The following is a 15881-nucleotide window of genomic DNA, read 5'->3' as shown; positions in this document are numbered from 1 at the left end:
CTTAATACAGAATTCGTTCAACCTCTAATGTATCGGCTTTAAAATCCAATACAATCAACTCATCTCTATTACACGATGGCACAGTTAAATAGTTGACCTCACCGTAAGGATTTTTCAAATCATATCGATGATCGTGCCCATGAACTGATAAAGGAATATTATAGAACTCCATCATTTCGTTATAGAGATACTTATTACCTATTGGAAATTGTGAACTCCAAGGCCCAATATGGGCAAATGGTATCACATACTTATTTTCATCGGTATTTTCCAAAGCATGATAAAACCACTCAAAGTCCGGATCTTTGATCTGCTTCTCCCAAAACACATCATCAAACATTACAAACTTCACCCCTTTATGAGTAAAGAAGAAATTATTATCTCCAAACATCTCGGTGTAGATATCAAAACCATTGCCCAAACAATCGTGGTTTCCAATAATGGTAAATACCGGTATGTTTATTTGATTCACAATATCGCTGTACCATCTAAATTCGCGTATATTGGAACTCAATGTAATGTCTCCCAGATGAATGATAAAATCTAAATCGTTTAACGTATTTATAAATGCTACCTGCTTTTCAAACTCATCGTAGTAGGTATGTGTGTCGGCAATTAAGCCCACTTTAAACGGCTCATACGGTTTATCTACATCATCAATAAGACGATTATAACTTACCAGGTTTTGATTTCGTTCTATTTCCTTCACTCTGTTTTCATAGGGGCTAAATTCAATCCATTCGTCACATGATGACATCATCAAAAGAAGTCCCAACAGAAAATAAACATTCTCTTTCCTCATTATTTTCCCAATCTTATTTTGTAATTACACCAGCAAAATTAGCGTGAACAGCAGATTTTAGGCAGAAAAAGATCACGAGGTCTTAAAAATAGATTATCAAGTGTAGATTTAGGATCATGAAATAAAAAAGGGTAAGCCATCCGACTTACCCTCTTAGAAGTATATATTCTGTATTTATAGAGCTTGCTATTCTTTAGGATCAATTACCATTAGAACATCACCTTTAGAAACTGAATCACCTGATTCGAATTTAATCTCAGTAACAACACCATCAACTGTTGAATCAAGGTTATTCATCATTTTCATAGCTTCCAAAACAACTACTGTTTCACCAGCAGCCACTTCATCACCAACCTTTTTCTTGAATTCAACCACCATACCTGGGATTGGAGCATGTAAACTTCCACTCGCTTCTACTTCCTTGGCTTTGTCTTCTTTCTTACGGCGTACACGACCTCCAGGTGCAGCTGCAGCATTTGGATCGTTAATTTCAACAGTAAATACTTCACCATCTACTTTTACTTCCAACTCGCGAGTTGAACCATTGGCGCTACCTTTAGAAGTCAATTCACCAGAAAGAGCTTTCTTAACCAATTCTTCTTCCTTCTTCACTTCTTCCATGGTTTTGCCTTTCCACTCTGCAGGCAATTCTTCACCAGAGTATTTCCATTTTAGGAAGCGCTTACCGGTAACAGGATATAAAGCAACCAATACCTCATCATCAATATCTTTTGCCAATTCTGCGAATTCAGACTTAACACCTTCCATTTCTGGCTCTAAGATACTTCCCGGACGAGCTGTAATAGGCTCCTCTCCTCTTGGGTAATCCTTCAATGCTTTTTTCATTACTTCAGGATTGATTGGCTTAGTTGTCTTACCGTACAATCCGTAGCAAAGGTCTTTTACCTCTTTAGTAATTTGTGCATATTCTCCTTCGTAAGAGTCGAACAACACGTTGTTTACTGTTTGAACACCTACAATCTGTGAAGTTGGAGTTACCAATGGAATACTACCCAGGTCTTTACGAACTTTTGGTAATAAACGGAATACTTCAGGTAATTTATCCAAAGCATCCATTGCCTTCAACTGGTTAACCAGGTTAGACAACATTCCACCTGGTGTTTGGTGAAGCAATACGTTGATATCAGTTGTTGAATACTTAGGGCTGTTATCTAAGTGACGATATTTAGGAACGTATTTCTCCATTTCGTCAGCAATAGCAGTGATTTTATTGATATCCATTCCTGAATCGCGGTTAGTACCTAACAACGACATAATAATTGGCTCAACAGCAGCATGAGAAGTACGATAAGCATAAGGCCCGATACAAGTATCAACAATATCGATACCCGCTTCAATAGCTTTGAAGATAGCCAAATCACCCATACCTGAAGTAAAGTGAGTATGTAGGTTCAATGGAATATCAGTAAATGTTTTGATCTCGCGAACAAGGTTATAGATATCGTAAGGAGCAATCAAACCAGCCATATCTTTGATACAGATAGAGTCAACACCAAACTCAACCAATTCCTTAACTTTGTTTAGGTAGTAATCCATGTTATATACTTCACCACCTAAACGAGGCTCAGTTAAAGTATAACATACTACTCCCTGGAAGTGCTTACCATTGTCTTTAATAACTTTAGCAGCTGTTTCGAAGTTACGGTAATCGTTCAAAGCATCGAAACAACGGAAAATATCCATTCCGTTATCGATAGCACGCTGAACAAATGCTTGTACAACATCATCAGCATAGTTACGGTAACCTACTACGTTCTGACCGCGAAGCAACATCGAGAAAGGAGTTTTTGGCATCACTTTTTTAAGTGTACGCAATCTTTCCCATGGATCTTCACCTAAGTAACGGTGCATCGTATCAAAAGTAGCTCCCCCCCAAGTTTCAACAGCGTTGTAACCTGCGTTATCAATCATTTCAGCAACCGGCAACATATCTTCTGTACGTCCGCGAGTAGCAAACAATGATTGATGTCCGTCGCGAAGGCTGACATCATTAATTTTAATTGGATTTTCCGCCTTTGGACGATCCGCGTTATATTGTACTTGGGTCATTTCTAAGACCCCGTGTTTATCGAATTTCATTTTTAATCTTTTTTTAATGGTTTACGTCAATGGTGACAATTAAACAGCTTTCATCAGCAACCTACCTCTGCGTTGCACATTGGTACGGTTATTCATAATCATTCCTTTACCCATGGCAGCCCAAGCGTTATTTGGTTTTACAACCTCAGCTGCTGCAGCTTTCTCCTGCTCCAGATAATAGGCTACAGCAATCATTGCTGCTTTTCTTTTCTTTTCTCTGTCTGTCATGATACTGATGTTTTACAATGGAATGTTACCATGTTTTTTAGGAGGTAACACCTCTGTTTTTGTCGACATAATTTCAAGTGCGTCTACCAAACGTTGACGGGTTTCACTAGGGATGATAACATCATCGATATAACCACGCTTAGCAGCCAAATAAGGCACACTGAAAGCGTCTTCGTATTCTTTGATTTTCTCCTCTGTCATAGCAGCCTTGTCTTCTGCTTCTGCAATTTGCTTACGGTAAGTTGAAATTACTTCAACAGCACCTTTGGCACCCATTACAGCAATCTCGGCACTTGGCCATGCAAATACCATATCGGCACCCAATGGCTTAGAACACATAGCCAAATAAGCTCCACCGTAGTCTTTACGAGTAATTACTGTAAACTTAGGTACAGTAGCCTCGGCATAACTCCAAAGCAACTTAGCTCCGTGGCGAATGATACCGTCCCACTCTTGTTGTACTCCAGGAAGGTAACCAGGAACATCAACGAAAGTGATCATTGGAATATTAAAAGCATCGCAAGTACGAACAAAGCGACTAATTTTATCTGAAGCATCGATATCTAAACAACCTGCCTGAATTAATGGCTGGTTAGCAATAATACCAACTGATCTGTTATTTAAGTGTCCGAAACCAACAATTGCATTTTCTGCATAATGCTCGTGTACTTCCATGAACTCACCGTTATCAAGAACTGATTCGATGATTGTCTTCATGTCGTAAGGCATGTTTGATGAGTCAGGAATAATAGTATTCAACTCTTCGCATTCGCGTTGAGGATCATCACCCATTGGAACCTGAGGAGCTTCTTCCAAGTTGTTATTTGGTAAATACTCTAATAATTCCTTGATTCCTTCAATTGTTTCCTCATCGCTATCGTAGGCAAAATGAGCATTACCACTTTTTGAGTTGTGAACCATTGCTCCACCTAACTCTTCGAAAGTAGTTTCCTCACCGGTAACTGTTTTAATTACATATGGACTTGTAATAAACATGTGACTTTTCTTTTTAACCATAAAAACAAAGTCAGTCATGATTGGAGAGTATACAGCTCCACCGGCACAAGGCCCCATAATGGCAGAAATTTGAGGAACAACACCAGAAGTACGTGAGTTACGCATAAAAATTTCGCCATATGCTTTAAGGGCATCAACCCCCTCTTCAACACGGGCACCTCCTGAATCGTTCAAACCTACTACCGGAGCACCTGCCTTAACAGCTAAATCCATAATTTTACAGATTTTAGCAGCATGCATTTCTCCTAAAGAACCTCCACGAGAGGTAAAATCCTGTGAAAAAGCGAAAACAGGACGTCCATGAACTAAACCGTGCCCCACAATAACTCCGTCGGAAGGAACATCAACTTTTTCCATTCCAAAATTAACAGAGCGGTGCTCCACAAACATGTCCACTTCTCTGAATGATCCCTCATCAAAAAGAACGTCAAGTCTTTCACGGGCTGAAAGTTTTCCTTTCTCGTGCTGCTTAGCAACTCGAGCCTCTCCTCCCATTTGTTTGGCTTCCTCTCTCTTTTTTTTGAGTAGCTCAATTTTTTCAGACACTTTCATAAATACAGATAATTTATAATTACACCAAAATTTCTTTAATTCGAATTCGCCACCAAAATTAGATAGAGCGATTGATATTTACTCAATACAAATGTTAAAAATTAATAAGATGGCGGCGCAATATCTTAAAATTTCCAAAATTATAGAAATTTTTCTCTATTTTAAATTCATTCTAAATCTGACTAACTGGAAATTAGGACTTTCAAGCCACAAAAACATGTTATACAACATAGTTATAAAACATATAACACCCTCATCAGAACTTGAATTATCAGATTTTTTATAAGACGTGAGTGAAAAAAGAGACCATCCTAAAACCTATTTCATTCCCATAAATTTAAAGTACAATTTATCGGAAGTCAATGCATGATTTTGATAACACTCTTAATTGTTGATTGACTCTGAAAATAAAGTTTCAAATTGTATAAAAGAAGGCTTTAATTTTAGGCAGAAAAATTATTAAAGCAACAACAATTGAAAACAAAGCAGCCAAAAAAGTTGCAGCAGCTCCTAAATCTTTAGCTTTTTCAATTGACTTGTTATAATCTTTGGTGATAACATCGCCGAGATTCTCAATAGCAGTATTTATAATTTCGCAAATGAAGACCAAAACAATGGCTAAACAAATCCAGAGCCATTCATTGGTTGATATTTGAAAATATATGCCAAATAAAACTGCAGTGATAGCAGCAATTAAATGGATTAAGGCATTAGGCTCACCAAGCATGAGATGTTTTATGCCTTTAAATGCATATAAAAAGCTTTTACCCCTCGATGTAAAGTAATTCATTCTTCAACAATTATCTATTCAAAGATAAATGAATTATAACAGCACAAAAAGGGCGCGAATTAAATCCGCGCCCAATCATTAATTATAAAAAGGGTGTAATTATTCTGCACTAAAAGCATTTAATGCTTTTGTTGGCTTTCCTTCTGAATTAAAAGCTCCTTTTGAATAAGCCTTCCAACTACCATAAGCTTGAGGCTCCCAATAGAAAATACCCAAACAACTCTCATTATCCTTCGTCCTATTAATCAAGTCACTCAAAAACTCATAACAAGCATCCTCTTCTGACCAATCCATACCCACTTCACAAATCATCACTTCGCAATCATACCGATTAATCATGTCATCCACATTGCTTATCAAGTCGTTATTCAACGACTGCCAATTATCAACTTCAGGATATAGTGACATTCCAATCACATCCCACTTGCCTCCATTATTTTTAAGACCATCAAACATCCAACGATACATTCCGTTTTCATTTCCTTCCTGAAGATGAACAATGACTTTTACTTCAGGAAAAATAGCTTTTGCAGCATCATACCCACAATTATTAAGGGTAGCATATTGAGCCATATTATCACTTGCTCTTCCTTCCTCCCAAAGCATGCCATTACCTGTTTCGTTTCCAACCTGAATCCATTCAGGCGTGATTTCCCAATCTTTTAAAGATGTAAGAATATCGGTTGTATGATCTGCTACTGCAAGACAAAGATCATCGAAAGATAGCTCCTGCCATTCAACCGGTTTTGTTTGAGTCCCCGGATCAGCCCAAACATCGCTATAATGAAAGTCGATTAGCAATCGCATACCCAAATCATTGGCTCGTTTCGCCTTCACTAATAAATCTGACTTATTACACCATCCCGTAACCGGATTAACCCATACTCTAAGTCGGATTGAATTCATGCCCATGCTCTTTAATAGAGTCATACATTCGATTTGAGTGCCTGCAGTATCGTAAAACAAAATACCGGCAGCCTCCATTTCGGTTAACCAACTAACATCAGCTCCTTTAGCATATCCACTCATATCTTCCACCGGAGGAATTTCAGGCTCTGGTTTTTTCTCATCATCATCATCACATGCTCCTATGAGCAAAACAAACAGTAAATACAGAAGGTATTTGAATATTTTCATTTTTTTCAACTTAATCAATTATTAATATGCAGAGACACAAAGAGCGTCTCTGCTTAAAATTTATTGAGCCTGAAAGCTACATGTATTATTAATAAAATCAACTGTTATATTATATGTTCCATTTGCTAAAGAACTCATATCCATATTATCGCCTAAATAAGTCATCGATTCAGCCGAACCTCCAAAATATCTATTCCACGACTGATCGAGATGAATGGCAATACCCCAAGGAGCTCCATTGGTAACAGTAGCAGAACCAGTATAAACTCCTGTCGATTGCTTTGTTAAAATTACCGAAGTAAAATCCCACACATCGTTAAGACCTGCAATATAAACCTCATCGCCCAACAACACATATGACTGATCAATAACATTGGCAATCAAATCATAGCTACCTGCATCAATCACAGCATCATCAGCAATACCTGCTCCACTGTAATACAAGGTTCCATCCGTTCCACCGAAAGAGTAGTCCCAATCGCCATTTAAATACAACTGACCGCCCCACTCTGAAGCTCCGTTTATGGTTATACTTGCTGCATATGTTCCTGTTTTAGCTGTCTCAGTCATTGAAACCATGGTCCAGTCATCGTTAAATCCGCTATAGCTCAACCCGGAAACAACCATATGACTGTAGGTAAGATTATTCAAATCTGCCTGAATTAGATTTAAACCAGTCTCGGGAGCAGGAATATTACCTTCCCCCTGAAAAGCAAGAGTTCCTTCTGTATCACCCATGGTATAAACATCAGTCCAATTATCTTTTTCTAATGACATTTGATATCCCCATAAAGAATTTACATCTACAACACCGGCAAAGGTCGAATCATCTTCGCTCAGTAAACGCAGGTAATTATCAAAAGTCCATTCTCCGGAAATTCCGTCATCAATACCTGGTAAGTACAAGAACTCACTTAATGGATCCTCCACCTCAGTGCTACCTTCTGTAATCTCATAATACCAATTTGTTGGGTCATCGAGATATAAAGTTAATGTATATTCTCCAGCCACACCAAAAGTTATATCGCTAGCATCAGCTGCCGACATTTCAAAATCAAGACCATTTGCTCCATCAGTTACAAAACCTATTTCTTTTGTAATAGCATTATCATCTGAAGTACCGGTAGAAAGATTGTATAATTTGGCATCGGTTGTGCTTATTTGAACGGTTGCATTATCAGTAGTAGTTACTACAGAGATATACCATTTAACTTCTGATCGAACAAAAGTCATATCGCCCGATACATCCCCTGTTACATTAAGATTAGGAATATAAGTGGCAGTCCATTCTTTAGTTGATGTACTCAAAGTTGTATAATAACAACCCCCTAAGCCAGGGTACCAGAAATTCCATTTTGACTCTAAATTAGATAATAGGAATTCGGTTCCGGCAACTCCATCGTTACCCCAGATGCTTCCGTCTCCTTCTTTTAAATACCAGTTATACCATGCTGTGGCCCCAGTAAAACCAGAATAATTACCATTGCTATTCGGAGAATATAGAATAAAACCAGTTTCCACCTGATCTGCATCCAGAATGAAACCTCTGGACATGTCGATTTCATAACTGGTTATATTTACTGTAACAAGATTACTATAATACGATTGCGTATTATTACCATAAGCAGCATTCACTCTAAAATACATTGGAGTACTCTTACCTGCTTCAAAGCTGAAGTTTTTAGCTAAAGTATTTAATTCGCCACCAGTTAACGCTAACATATTATCCTGAGGCTCTCTGGTTTCATAACTATCAAAAGATTCCGAATCAGATATCTCAAGTATCATTTGAGGCACATTATCAGGAATACCATATTTTTGATCACTTAACGAAAGCTCACTCTCATCCCAGGTAAAACTAAGCATGATAGCATCCTTATTATCCTGAGTTAACACAACATCAGACTCACTATTTACTAAGTCAGATGAGCCCAAGCCTGATAGTATTAACTTCTCTCCTTCTTTCTCACAAGAAGCAAATAAGGTAACAAAAGCCAGAGCAGTATATAACAATAACTTTTTCATAATTTCTGATTTTTAATAGTCAGCATTATATAAATTTGGATTTGCTGATATCTCGGCCGCTGGAATTGGGTAAATATTAAATTTAGAAGCTACAGATCTTCCGTCTTTAACACCACCTTTCCATTGCCATACATAATTATCGCCTGCAAAACAATTGAAACGAACCAAATCGGTGCGTCGCACACACTCCCAATACAACTCTCTACCTCTCTCGTCGAGAAAGAACTTAAATGGTATACCATCCGACGTTGCTAATAATTCACTTTCAGAGACAGATGCTGCATTTCGAACACTTCGTAGCTCATTAACTAAACTCAATGCTGTTGACATATTAGCACCTGATCTCACTGCACTCTCGGCATACATTAAATAAGCATCAGCCAATCGGAACATTGGAAAATCGGTATCAACTCCATCGCTTGCTGTATTACTTGCCACCTCTCCGTCATCAGTTAAATTGCTCCATTTGCGAACGAAATAACCACCTGTTCGATCATCTACTCCATTATCCATGTATTGGGTTTGATCACCTATATAAAACATAGCTCTATCATCATTATCCAAATCAAACAAAGCCGGAATTTCTCCTCTTACACGGAACATTCCCCATGCACCGGCACATCCAACTTCTTCAGGATCATATCCATAATCCTGATCTGCCTGACCACATACTAAATAGGTTGTAGCTCCCCAAGAAACCACACTCGTACCATCAACCACCAAAGGATAAATAATTTCATTGCCTCGGCCAACCCGGGTATCATTTGAAGCATTAAATAGCTTTGCATATTCACCTTCTAATGCATATCCTTCATCCATTACTTTTTGGGTGTAAATCATACACGAGTCATATTTAGCTCCGGCTTCATACACCTCAGCATTCAAATACATACGAGCCAATAACATCCAGGCTGCAGCGCGAGGAGCACGCCCATACTCACATTGATCAATATCCAACATTCCTTGGCTACAACTTTTTAATTCTGTGGTAAGAAAGTTAAACATATCCTGAGATTCAATTCTCTCAGGAAGAATTGAACTACCAATATGAGATTCATCAGCAAAGGCTATATCATGAAAAAGATCCATTGCATGATAATAGGATAATGCTCTTAAAAATCTTGCTTCCTGGCGAAAGGTTCTGATTTCGGCTTGCTGTTCATCTGTAAAGCCAGCAATCTTCTCATCGGTGGCATTCTTTAAAAACTCATTACACAATGAGATGGAATAATAACAACGATAGTACATATCAGCTACCCATGGATCGTTAGCATCCCATGAAAGGTAAGTAAGGTCACCTATATTATCCCCTTCTATCCAGGTTGAACCAATTTCATCCGTTCCGGCTTCCTGAACATTAAAATAACAACGCATGTAATCGTACCCGTTATTACTGCTTAAATCTGCATCTCCGCCACCTCTTTCCTGACCAGCTGTTACAAAGGAAGCATAACACTTAGCCAATGCAGAAACATAGTTTTCAGGTTTAGAAAAAACTGATTGAGAAGTATCTCTTACATGCGGATATTGGTTTAAGTCATCGGTACAAGCCGACAATACAAAAACAACAATAACTGTAGATATATAAATTAACTTTTTCATATTCACTTTTTTTGTGTCAACATTCAAAATATTATACTCTGATTATTCTTTAAAAATCAATTCCAATACTTAAAGAATAAATGCGTGGTCGAGGATAAAATGACACATCTACCCCATTTGATATTTCTGGATCGACACCGGAATAATTGGTAATAACAAACACATTCTGAACCAAAGCAGTAAGATTTAAATTGAACAAATCATAGATCCTACCAAAATTATAGTTCAACGAAAGATTATCCATTCTTAAGAAAGAGGCATTTTCGATGTAATAATCAGAAAGGTATTGTCTGCTTTGGAAACCGGTTTCAAGATAACTTTTGTGCAGATTATTCAATTGAAATGCATTGTATGACATGGTTCCCAATGCACCTGTATTCATCGACATTCCATTATACACATAGTTATTAAGATATGAACGAAGACTTGTACTTAGGCTCCAGTCTTTGTAACGAACAGATGTACTAAAACCTAATACATAATCCGGCATAGGATTTTGATAATGGTATAAATCATCAGAATTAATTTCCCCATCACCATTTAAATCTGCATAGGCTCCTTCAATAGGCTTACCCGATTCATCATACAATTGATGATACACATAAAACATATATGGAGAATATCCTTCAGTAAAAGTTTGGAAATAATAACTATCGATAGTTGGTCCAACAGGTGTATTTGAAACCTCTGCCTCAGGATTTAATGATAAGTTTTTAATGGTTTGTTTTTGCCAGGTTGCATTAAAGCTGAAATCCCACGTCCAATTTTCGTTATCAATCGGTGTAGAATTAATGGTTACCTCCACTCCTTCACTATCAACATTACCTACATTAGTCAGAATTTGTTTATCGAAATTGGTTCCGGCCGCAGAGGGCACAGTCGCCAACAGGTCTTCTGTAACACGAGTGTAATATTCAACTGTACCTGAAATACGATTATTTATAAATCCAAAGTCAATACCGTAGTTGAATGATTTAGTTGTTTCCCATTTTAAATTAGAAACATAAGCTTCTGGTCTCCAAGTATTCACAATTGAATTACCAAAAATATATTGCGCCCCATCCTGACTAATGGTATAAACAGGTAGATAGTTATAATTACCTATTCCTTCCTGCTGCCCCGTAATACCATAACTAGCTCTTAACTTCAGGTTTGATAAAGCCTCAAAATCAGCTAAAAAACCTTCTTCTGAAAGACGCCAGGCCAATGCCAAAGATGGAAAAGTACCCCAACGGTTATCTTCGCTGAATCGCGATGTACCATCCTGACGTATAGTTGCTGTTAACATGTATTTCGACATGAAGTTATAATTCAATCTTCCATAATAGGATATCAAAGCATGCCGTTGGTCGTAGGCAGCAGTTGAACTTTGTACATCACCGTATACATTTAACACATCATAAGCTGGTGTCGAACTTTTCCAAAACTGATAATCATAACCCAGAGTAACATCAACATTACTATTAATATCTGACAATTCTTTCTTATAATTCAGATACGTGGTAAGTAACTTATTCTCATTTTTCTGTGGTCCATAAGTATAATCTCTACCAAAAGTTTGATAATACTGAGCAGCTTCTTCAGGCACATAAATATTTCCTTGTCCTTCAGCATAATCATATCCCAAAGTAGCATGAAATCTAAGATCTGGCAAGAAATGAAATTTATAATCCATATCAACATTTGATATTATCCTGTTTACATCACTGGTTGATGAATATTGATTTAATAAACCCAATGGATTTAATACTGCGCCAGTAACAGGGATTTCGTCAGAATCAATTGCTTCGGTATATCCTCCAAACGATGATAAACCAGAATAAACCGGTATGGTCGGGTTCATGGTTGATCCACCCCAAATAGCACTAGTATTAGCAAAGGTATTTCTATTAAGAGCTCCTTTAACCCCAAGGTTAAACTTCAAATGATCGTCTAATAATGAAGGAGAAACATTAACACTACCAGTAAAACGTTCGGCATTATCGGTTTTTAAAATACCATCCTGATTATAGTATCCAGCAGAAAGACGAACCGGTGTATTTCCTATCATTCCTGAGATACTTACATTATTATCAGTACCAAAGGCCATTTTAAAAATTTCGTCATTCCAGTTTGTATTACTATTGCCCAAAAGAGCACGTTGAGCATCACTACCATCTGTTTCAACCACATTTCGAAATTCACCAATTGATAACATCTCTGGTAATTTGGTTTTTACCTGAATCAGATTGGTAGAATTAGCATTAACACTAATATTCCCCTTCGATCCTTTTTTAGTTGTAATGATAATAACTCCATTGGAAGCACGTGATCCGTAAATAGCTGTTGACGAAGCATCTTTTAACACGGTCATACTTTCAATATCATTTGGATTAATCAAACTTAAGAAATTATTGCTGTTACCACTTATACCACCAGCTTCAAGAGGTACTCCATCCAGTACAATTAAAGGATCGTTGCTTGCATTTAAGGACGCACCTCCCCTGATTCGGAATGAGCTACCCGAAGTTGGAGATCCCGTACCTGACAATACCTGAACACCGGATACTTTTCCGTTTATTAATTGTGCCGGTGAGGTTACAACACCTTGGTTAAAATCTTTAGCCGAGACATTAGATACTGCCCCTGTTAGATCTCCTTTCTTGGTTTCACCGTAACCAACTACCACAACCTCATCAACATTAATATAATCTTGTTGAAGCAAAATGTTATAATTAGCATCGGGGCCAACAACCACTTCCTGATTTTGATAACCAATAAAAGAAAATACCAGCACCTCACCCTTATCAACCTTAATAGAATAAGTACCATCGGGTAAAGTAATACTACCCCTTTGAGTTCCCTTTACAAAAACAGTTACTCCTGGAATAGCTTCGCTTGTTTTTGCATCTGTAACACTTCCGTTTACATGAGATTGTTGCGCCCAAAGGCCTATACCAACACTCAATAACAGAATAGTTGAAATCAAACGCTTTTTTAAACCATTCATATTATTACTTAAATTTAAATTGATTTAATAATGAAATATTCGAATCTGATTCAGTACACACTCCTTCATCAATAAAATAGGTTGATTGAAGCCATTATGAACTGAGAAAAATTTTAATTAAGAGTTTATTCTACTCTTACACTTGATGTTTTTCGACCGAAAAACATTTGAATTACAATTCTTTTTCATAGTAGCTGTTTTAAGTTGTTTTAGATTTTGAGTTTATAACGGATCCTTTATTCAAGATTAATTAGTAATTCATTTTCAGTTAATCCATCAGACAGAGCTTTTAAGTGAATCATTTCAGCTGTGGATTCGACCTTTAACAAAACAGTAGCAATACCAGCTTCTGCATTTGTTGGATTCGCTCCTATTATTTGAGCATCTCCACCGACTGAAAAGCGTATACTATTTTCGGCCAGTGGCAAAATAGTACCACTAGTATCAACCACAGCAGCATAGGCAAATACAATATCATCATTGCCCCTTTGAAGCGGTTTACCACTTTCATCAATCCAAAGCTTTAGACCATAAGCCTGTTCTGGAGTTTGTCTGATATCTTTGGCCGCGATCTTACCTTTTACATATCCGATAGCTTCAAGCTTACCGGGTGTAAAGGCAGGCAATAGAAAGGTATATGGAGGATGCTCTAAATGAGTACTGTTTCTATCATTATCGGGCTTTTGTCTAGCAAAACTATTTCCGTTAACCTTCAATTCTATTTCATCGCAATTACTGTATACCTTCACCTTCAAAAACGATGGATCGTTATAGTAGTTTGAAATAAAAACCATTGGTTGAGAAAATTCACTTTCACTTGTAGAATCAATATCAGCCTGACTCTGATAGAAATAGTAAGAGAATTTAGGTAAACGAAAAATATCCATAATACCAGATGTTTCAATATCTGGCGCATAGCCTCTATTATAGTCATACATCAACCAATTGGCATCTCCAAAGGCATCTCCCTGCAAGTTACTATTGTGAGCCTCTTGATAGTTCAAGGCTTGTTGAGCCAGACGCTTTTGACCATCACCTCTTTGTTGACGCGAATTACGTTCATCATCTGTTAAATCCTTAAAAGCCTTTTGATTGAAACCAGCATTCTGAGCATAATATTCCCAATCGCCATATTCAGCAATAAACAAAGGCTTTTCACCTTTGTAATTATTCCAGTAAAAAGGTGGTTTTGCATGCTGTCGTGCCGGAATAAACACATCGTATGCATAATTTATCCAGCCACAGGAAAATACTTTATTGTATGGATATTCATCATGAACAATCGAGTGTGCCTTTTCCATGAACTCATGGGTCATAGGTGATTCGTTCAATGAAGCCTCCCAAAGAATTACTGATGGATGATTGCGATCAACACGTATCATCTTCCGAATATCTTTATAGGCATTCTCCTGAAAAAGACTATCACCAAAATATTGCCAGCCAGGAATTGCATTCATTACCAAAATCCCCAGTTCGTCACAGGCATTTAAAAAGGACTGACTTTGGGGATAATGCGAAAGACGCACCATATTAAACCCTGCCTTTTTAATTTTATAAGCATCGCGATAATTGGCATTATCTGATAAAGCATAACCGATGTAAGGATACTCCTGGTGACGATTGGTTCCACGTAATTGCAGATATTCTCCATTCAGTTTAAACCCTTCTTCTGAGGTAATGTCAATTGACCTGATCCCAACTTGATAACTTTCGCTGTCAACTTCTTCATCATCGGCAAATAATTTTACCCTAAGAGTATACAAGTAAGGTGAACTGGGAGACCATAATTTAGGTGCATTAACCTGTAGGTTTGTATTTAAAATTTGTGTTGTATGAGTTTCGGTTTGAATCACCTCAGATGAGTTTTTACTGACAACTGTATCACCATCATGTAATTCTGCCATTACATAAACATGCTTGCCCGATAAAGACTCATTGATAATATCAGTCTTAACATTTACTTCTGCCGATGACTTTGATACATTTTGATAGCTTACAAACACTCCACCTCCGGCCACATGATCTACTTCCAAAGGATTGGTAATATGTACTGGCTCTTTCACAATCAACCACACATTGCGATAAATTCCCCCGTAAATATTAAAATCAAGGTCTTTTAATGCCTTCCCCGGAGGCACTTGTGGATTATCTTCATTATTCAGCTGAACAACAATTGAGTTTCTTTCACCGGCTATTACATGTTTGGAAATATCTATATAGAAAGGCAAATACCCACCTTTATTCTGATGAATTTCTGATCCATTCAAATACACAGTTGCCACTTGCATTGCCCCTTCGAAATACAAAGCCAAATGTTTATGGCTATATTTTTTAGGTACAAAAAACTGCTTTTTATAAAAACAAGTTCCTTGCCATTGATCTCCTTTTATAACCAAAGGTTCAATATTAGCAGAGTGAGGAAATGATATGTCTTCCCAATGAATTACCTTATCCTCTCCAATTACCTTTTCAATTGTAATTCCGTTATTTTGCTTTACAAACTGCCAATGCTTATTAAAAAGATTCTTACCATCCGTTAGTTTCTCATCAGAGAAATGATTGCATGACAGTAAGCTCAACATTAAAAATAACATTGACAGAAGCGTTAATTGTTTTTTCATCATTACAGATCTTATTCT

At 37.3% G+C, this 15881-nt stretch carries 10 protein-coding genes; all 10 read right to left on the bottom strand.

Annotated features, from left to right (window positions below):
- Nucleotide 1: 1 nt before the first annotated feature.
- Nucleotides 2–802: a metallophosphoesterase family protein gene (locus KEM10_RS09320; protein ID WP_212215722.1), complete on the bottom strand. Its 801-nt coding sequence runs from the start codon at nucleotides 800–802 to the stop codon at nucleotides 2–4.
- Between the two features lie 186 nt (nucleotides 803–988).
- Nucleotides 989–2902: a pyruvate carboxylase subunit B gene (locus KEM10_RS09315; protein WP_212215721.1), complete on the bottom strand. Its 1914-nt coding sequence runs from the start codon at nucleotides 2900–2902 to the stop codon at nucleotides 989–991.
- A gap of 39 nt (nucleotides 2903–2941) precedes the next feature.
- The gene (locus KEM10_RS09310) at nucleotides 2942–3130 is read right to left on the bottom strand and encodes a hypothetical protein (protein WP_212215720.1); all 189 of its coding nucleotides are present in this window, start codon (nucleotides 3128–3130) and stop codon (nucleotides 2942–2944) included.
- Nucleotides 3131–3142: 12 nt separating this feature from the next.
- Nucleotides 3143–4699 (bottom strand): acyl-CoA carboxylase subunit beta, encoded by a 1557-nt coding sequence (locus tag KEM10_RS09305; protein WP_212215719.1) that lies wholly within the window; start codon nucleotides 4697–4699, stop codon nucleotides 3143–3145.
- A gap of 415 nt (nucleotides 4700–5114) precedes the next feature.
- Nucleotides 5115–5489: a diacylglycerol kinase family protein gene (locus KEM10_RS09300; RefSeq protein ID WP_212215718.1), complete on the bottom strand. Its 375-nt coding sequence runs from the start codon at nucleotides 5487–5489 to the stop codon at nucleotides 5115–5117.
- Between the two features lie 99 nt (nucleotides 5490–5588).
- Nucleotides 5589–6626 (bottom strand): glycoside hydrolase family 53 protein, encoded by a 1038-nt coding sequence (locus KEM10_RS09295; RefSeq protein WP_212215717.1) that lies wholly within the window; start codon nucleotides 6624–6626, stop codon nucleotides 5589–5591.
- Between the two features lie 60 nt (nucleotides 6627–6686).
- A complete protein-coding gene (locus KEM10_RS09290) occupies nucleotides 6687–8651 on the bottom strand; it encodes a DUF5114 domain-containing protein (RefSeq protein WP_212215716.1) in 1965 nt (654 codons plus the stop codon).
- A gap of 12 nt (nucleotides 8652–8663) precedes the next feature.
- Nucleotides 8664–10253 carry a RagB/SusD family nutrient uptake outer membrane protein gene (locus tag KEM10_RS09285; RefSeq protein WP_212215715.1) on the bottom strand — a complete coding sequence of 530 codons (1590 nt, stop codon included), beginning with the start codon at nucleotides 10251–10253 and terminating at the stop codon, nucleotides 8664–8666.
- A gap of 49 nt (nucleotides 10254–10302) precedes the next feature.
- Complete coding sequence (locus KEM10_RS09280) at nucleotides 10303–13242, bottom strand: SusC/RagA family TonB-linked outer membrane protein (protein ID WP_212215714.1); 2940 nt, start codon at nucleotides 13240–13242, stop codon at nucleotides 10303–10305.
- Nucleotides 13243–13478: 236 nt separating this feature from the next.
- Complete coding sequence (locus KEM10_RS09275) at nucleotides 13479–15863, bottom strand: glycoside hydrolase family 2 TIM barrel-domain containing protein (protein WP_212215713.1); 2385 nt, start codon at nucleotides 15861–15863, stop codon at nucleotides 13479–13481.
- Nucleotides 15864–15881: the final 18 nt, after the last annotated feature.

The sequence above is a fragment of the Carboxylicivirga linearis genome (genome assembly GCF_018271995.1).
GTDB classification, from domain to species: Bacteria; Bacteroidota; Bacteroidia; order Bacteroidales; family Marinilabiliaceae; genus Carboxylicivirga; species Carboxylicivirga linearis.
This window is presented reverse-complemented; position numbering and strand designations above follow the sequence as displayed.

Bases quoted from the DNA above. Each gene is read 5' to 3' on its own strand.
- KEM10_RS09320 (WP_212215722.1), bottom strand. From the start codon at position 802: ATGAGGAAAGAGAATGTTTATTTTCTGTTGGGACTTCTTTTGATGATG.
- KEM10_RS09315 (WP_212215721.1), bottom strand. From the start codon at position 2,902: ATGAAATTCGATAAACACGGGGTCTTAGAAATGACCCAAGTACAATAT.
- KEM10_RS09310 (WP_212215720.1), bottom strand. From the start codon at position 3,130: ATGACAGACAGAGAAAAGAAAAGAAAAGCAGCAATGATTGCTGTAGCC.
- KEM10_RS09305 (WP_212215719.1), bottom strand. From the start codon at position 4,699: ATGAAAGTGTCTGAAAAAATTGAGCTACTCAAAAAAAAGAGAGAGGAA.
- KEM10_RS09300 (WP_212215718.1), bottom strand. From the start codon at position 5,489: ATGAATTACTTTACATCGAGGGGTAAAAGCTTTTTATATGCATTTAAA.
- KEM10_RS09295 (WP_212215717.1), bottom strand. From the start codon at position 6,626: ATGAAAATATTCAAATACCTTCTGTATTTACTGTTTGTTTTGCTCATA.
- KEM10_RS09290 (WP_212215716.1), bottom strand. From the start codon at position 8,651: ATGAAAAAGTTATTGTTATATACTGCTCTGGCTTTTGTTACCTTATTT.
- KEM10_RS09285 (WP_212215715.1), bottom strand. From the start codon at position 10,253: ATGAAAAAGTTAATTTATATATCTACAGTTATTGTTGTTTTTGTATTG.
- KEM10_RS09280 (WP_212215714.1), bottom strand. From the start codon at position 13,242: ATGAATGGTTTAAAAAAGCGTTTGATTTCAACTATTCTGTTATTGAGT.
- KEM10_RS09275 (WP_212215713.1), bottom strand. From the start codon at position 15,863: ATGAAAAAACAATTAACGCTTCTGTCAATGTTATTTTTAATGTTGAGC.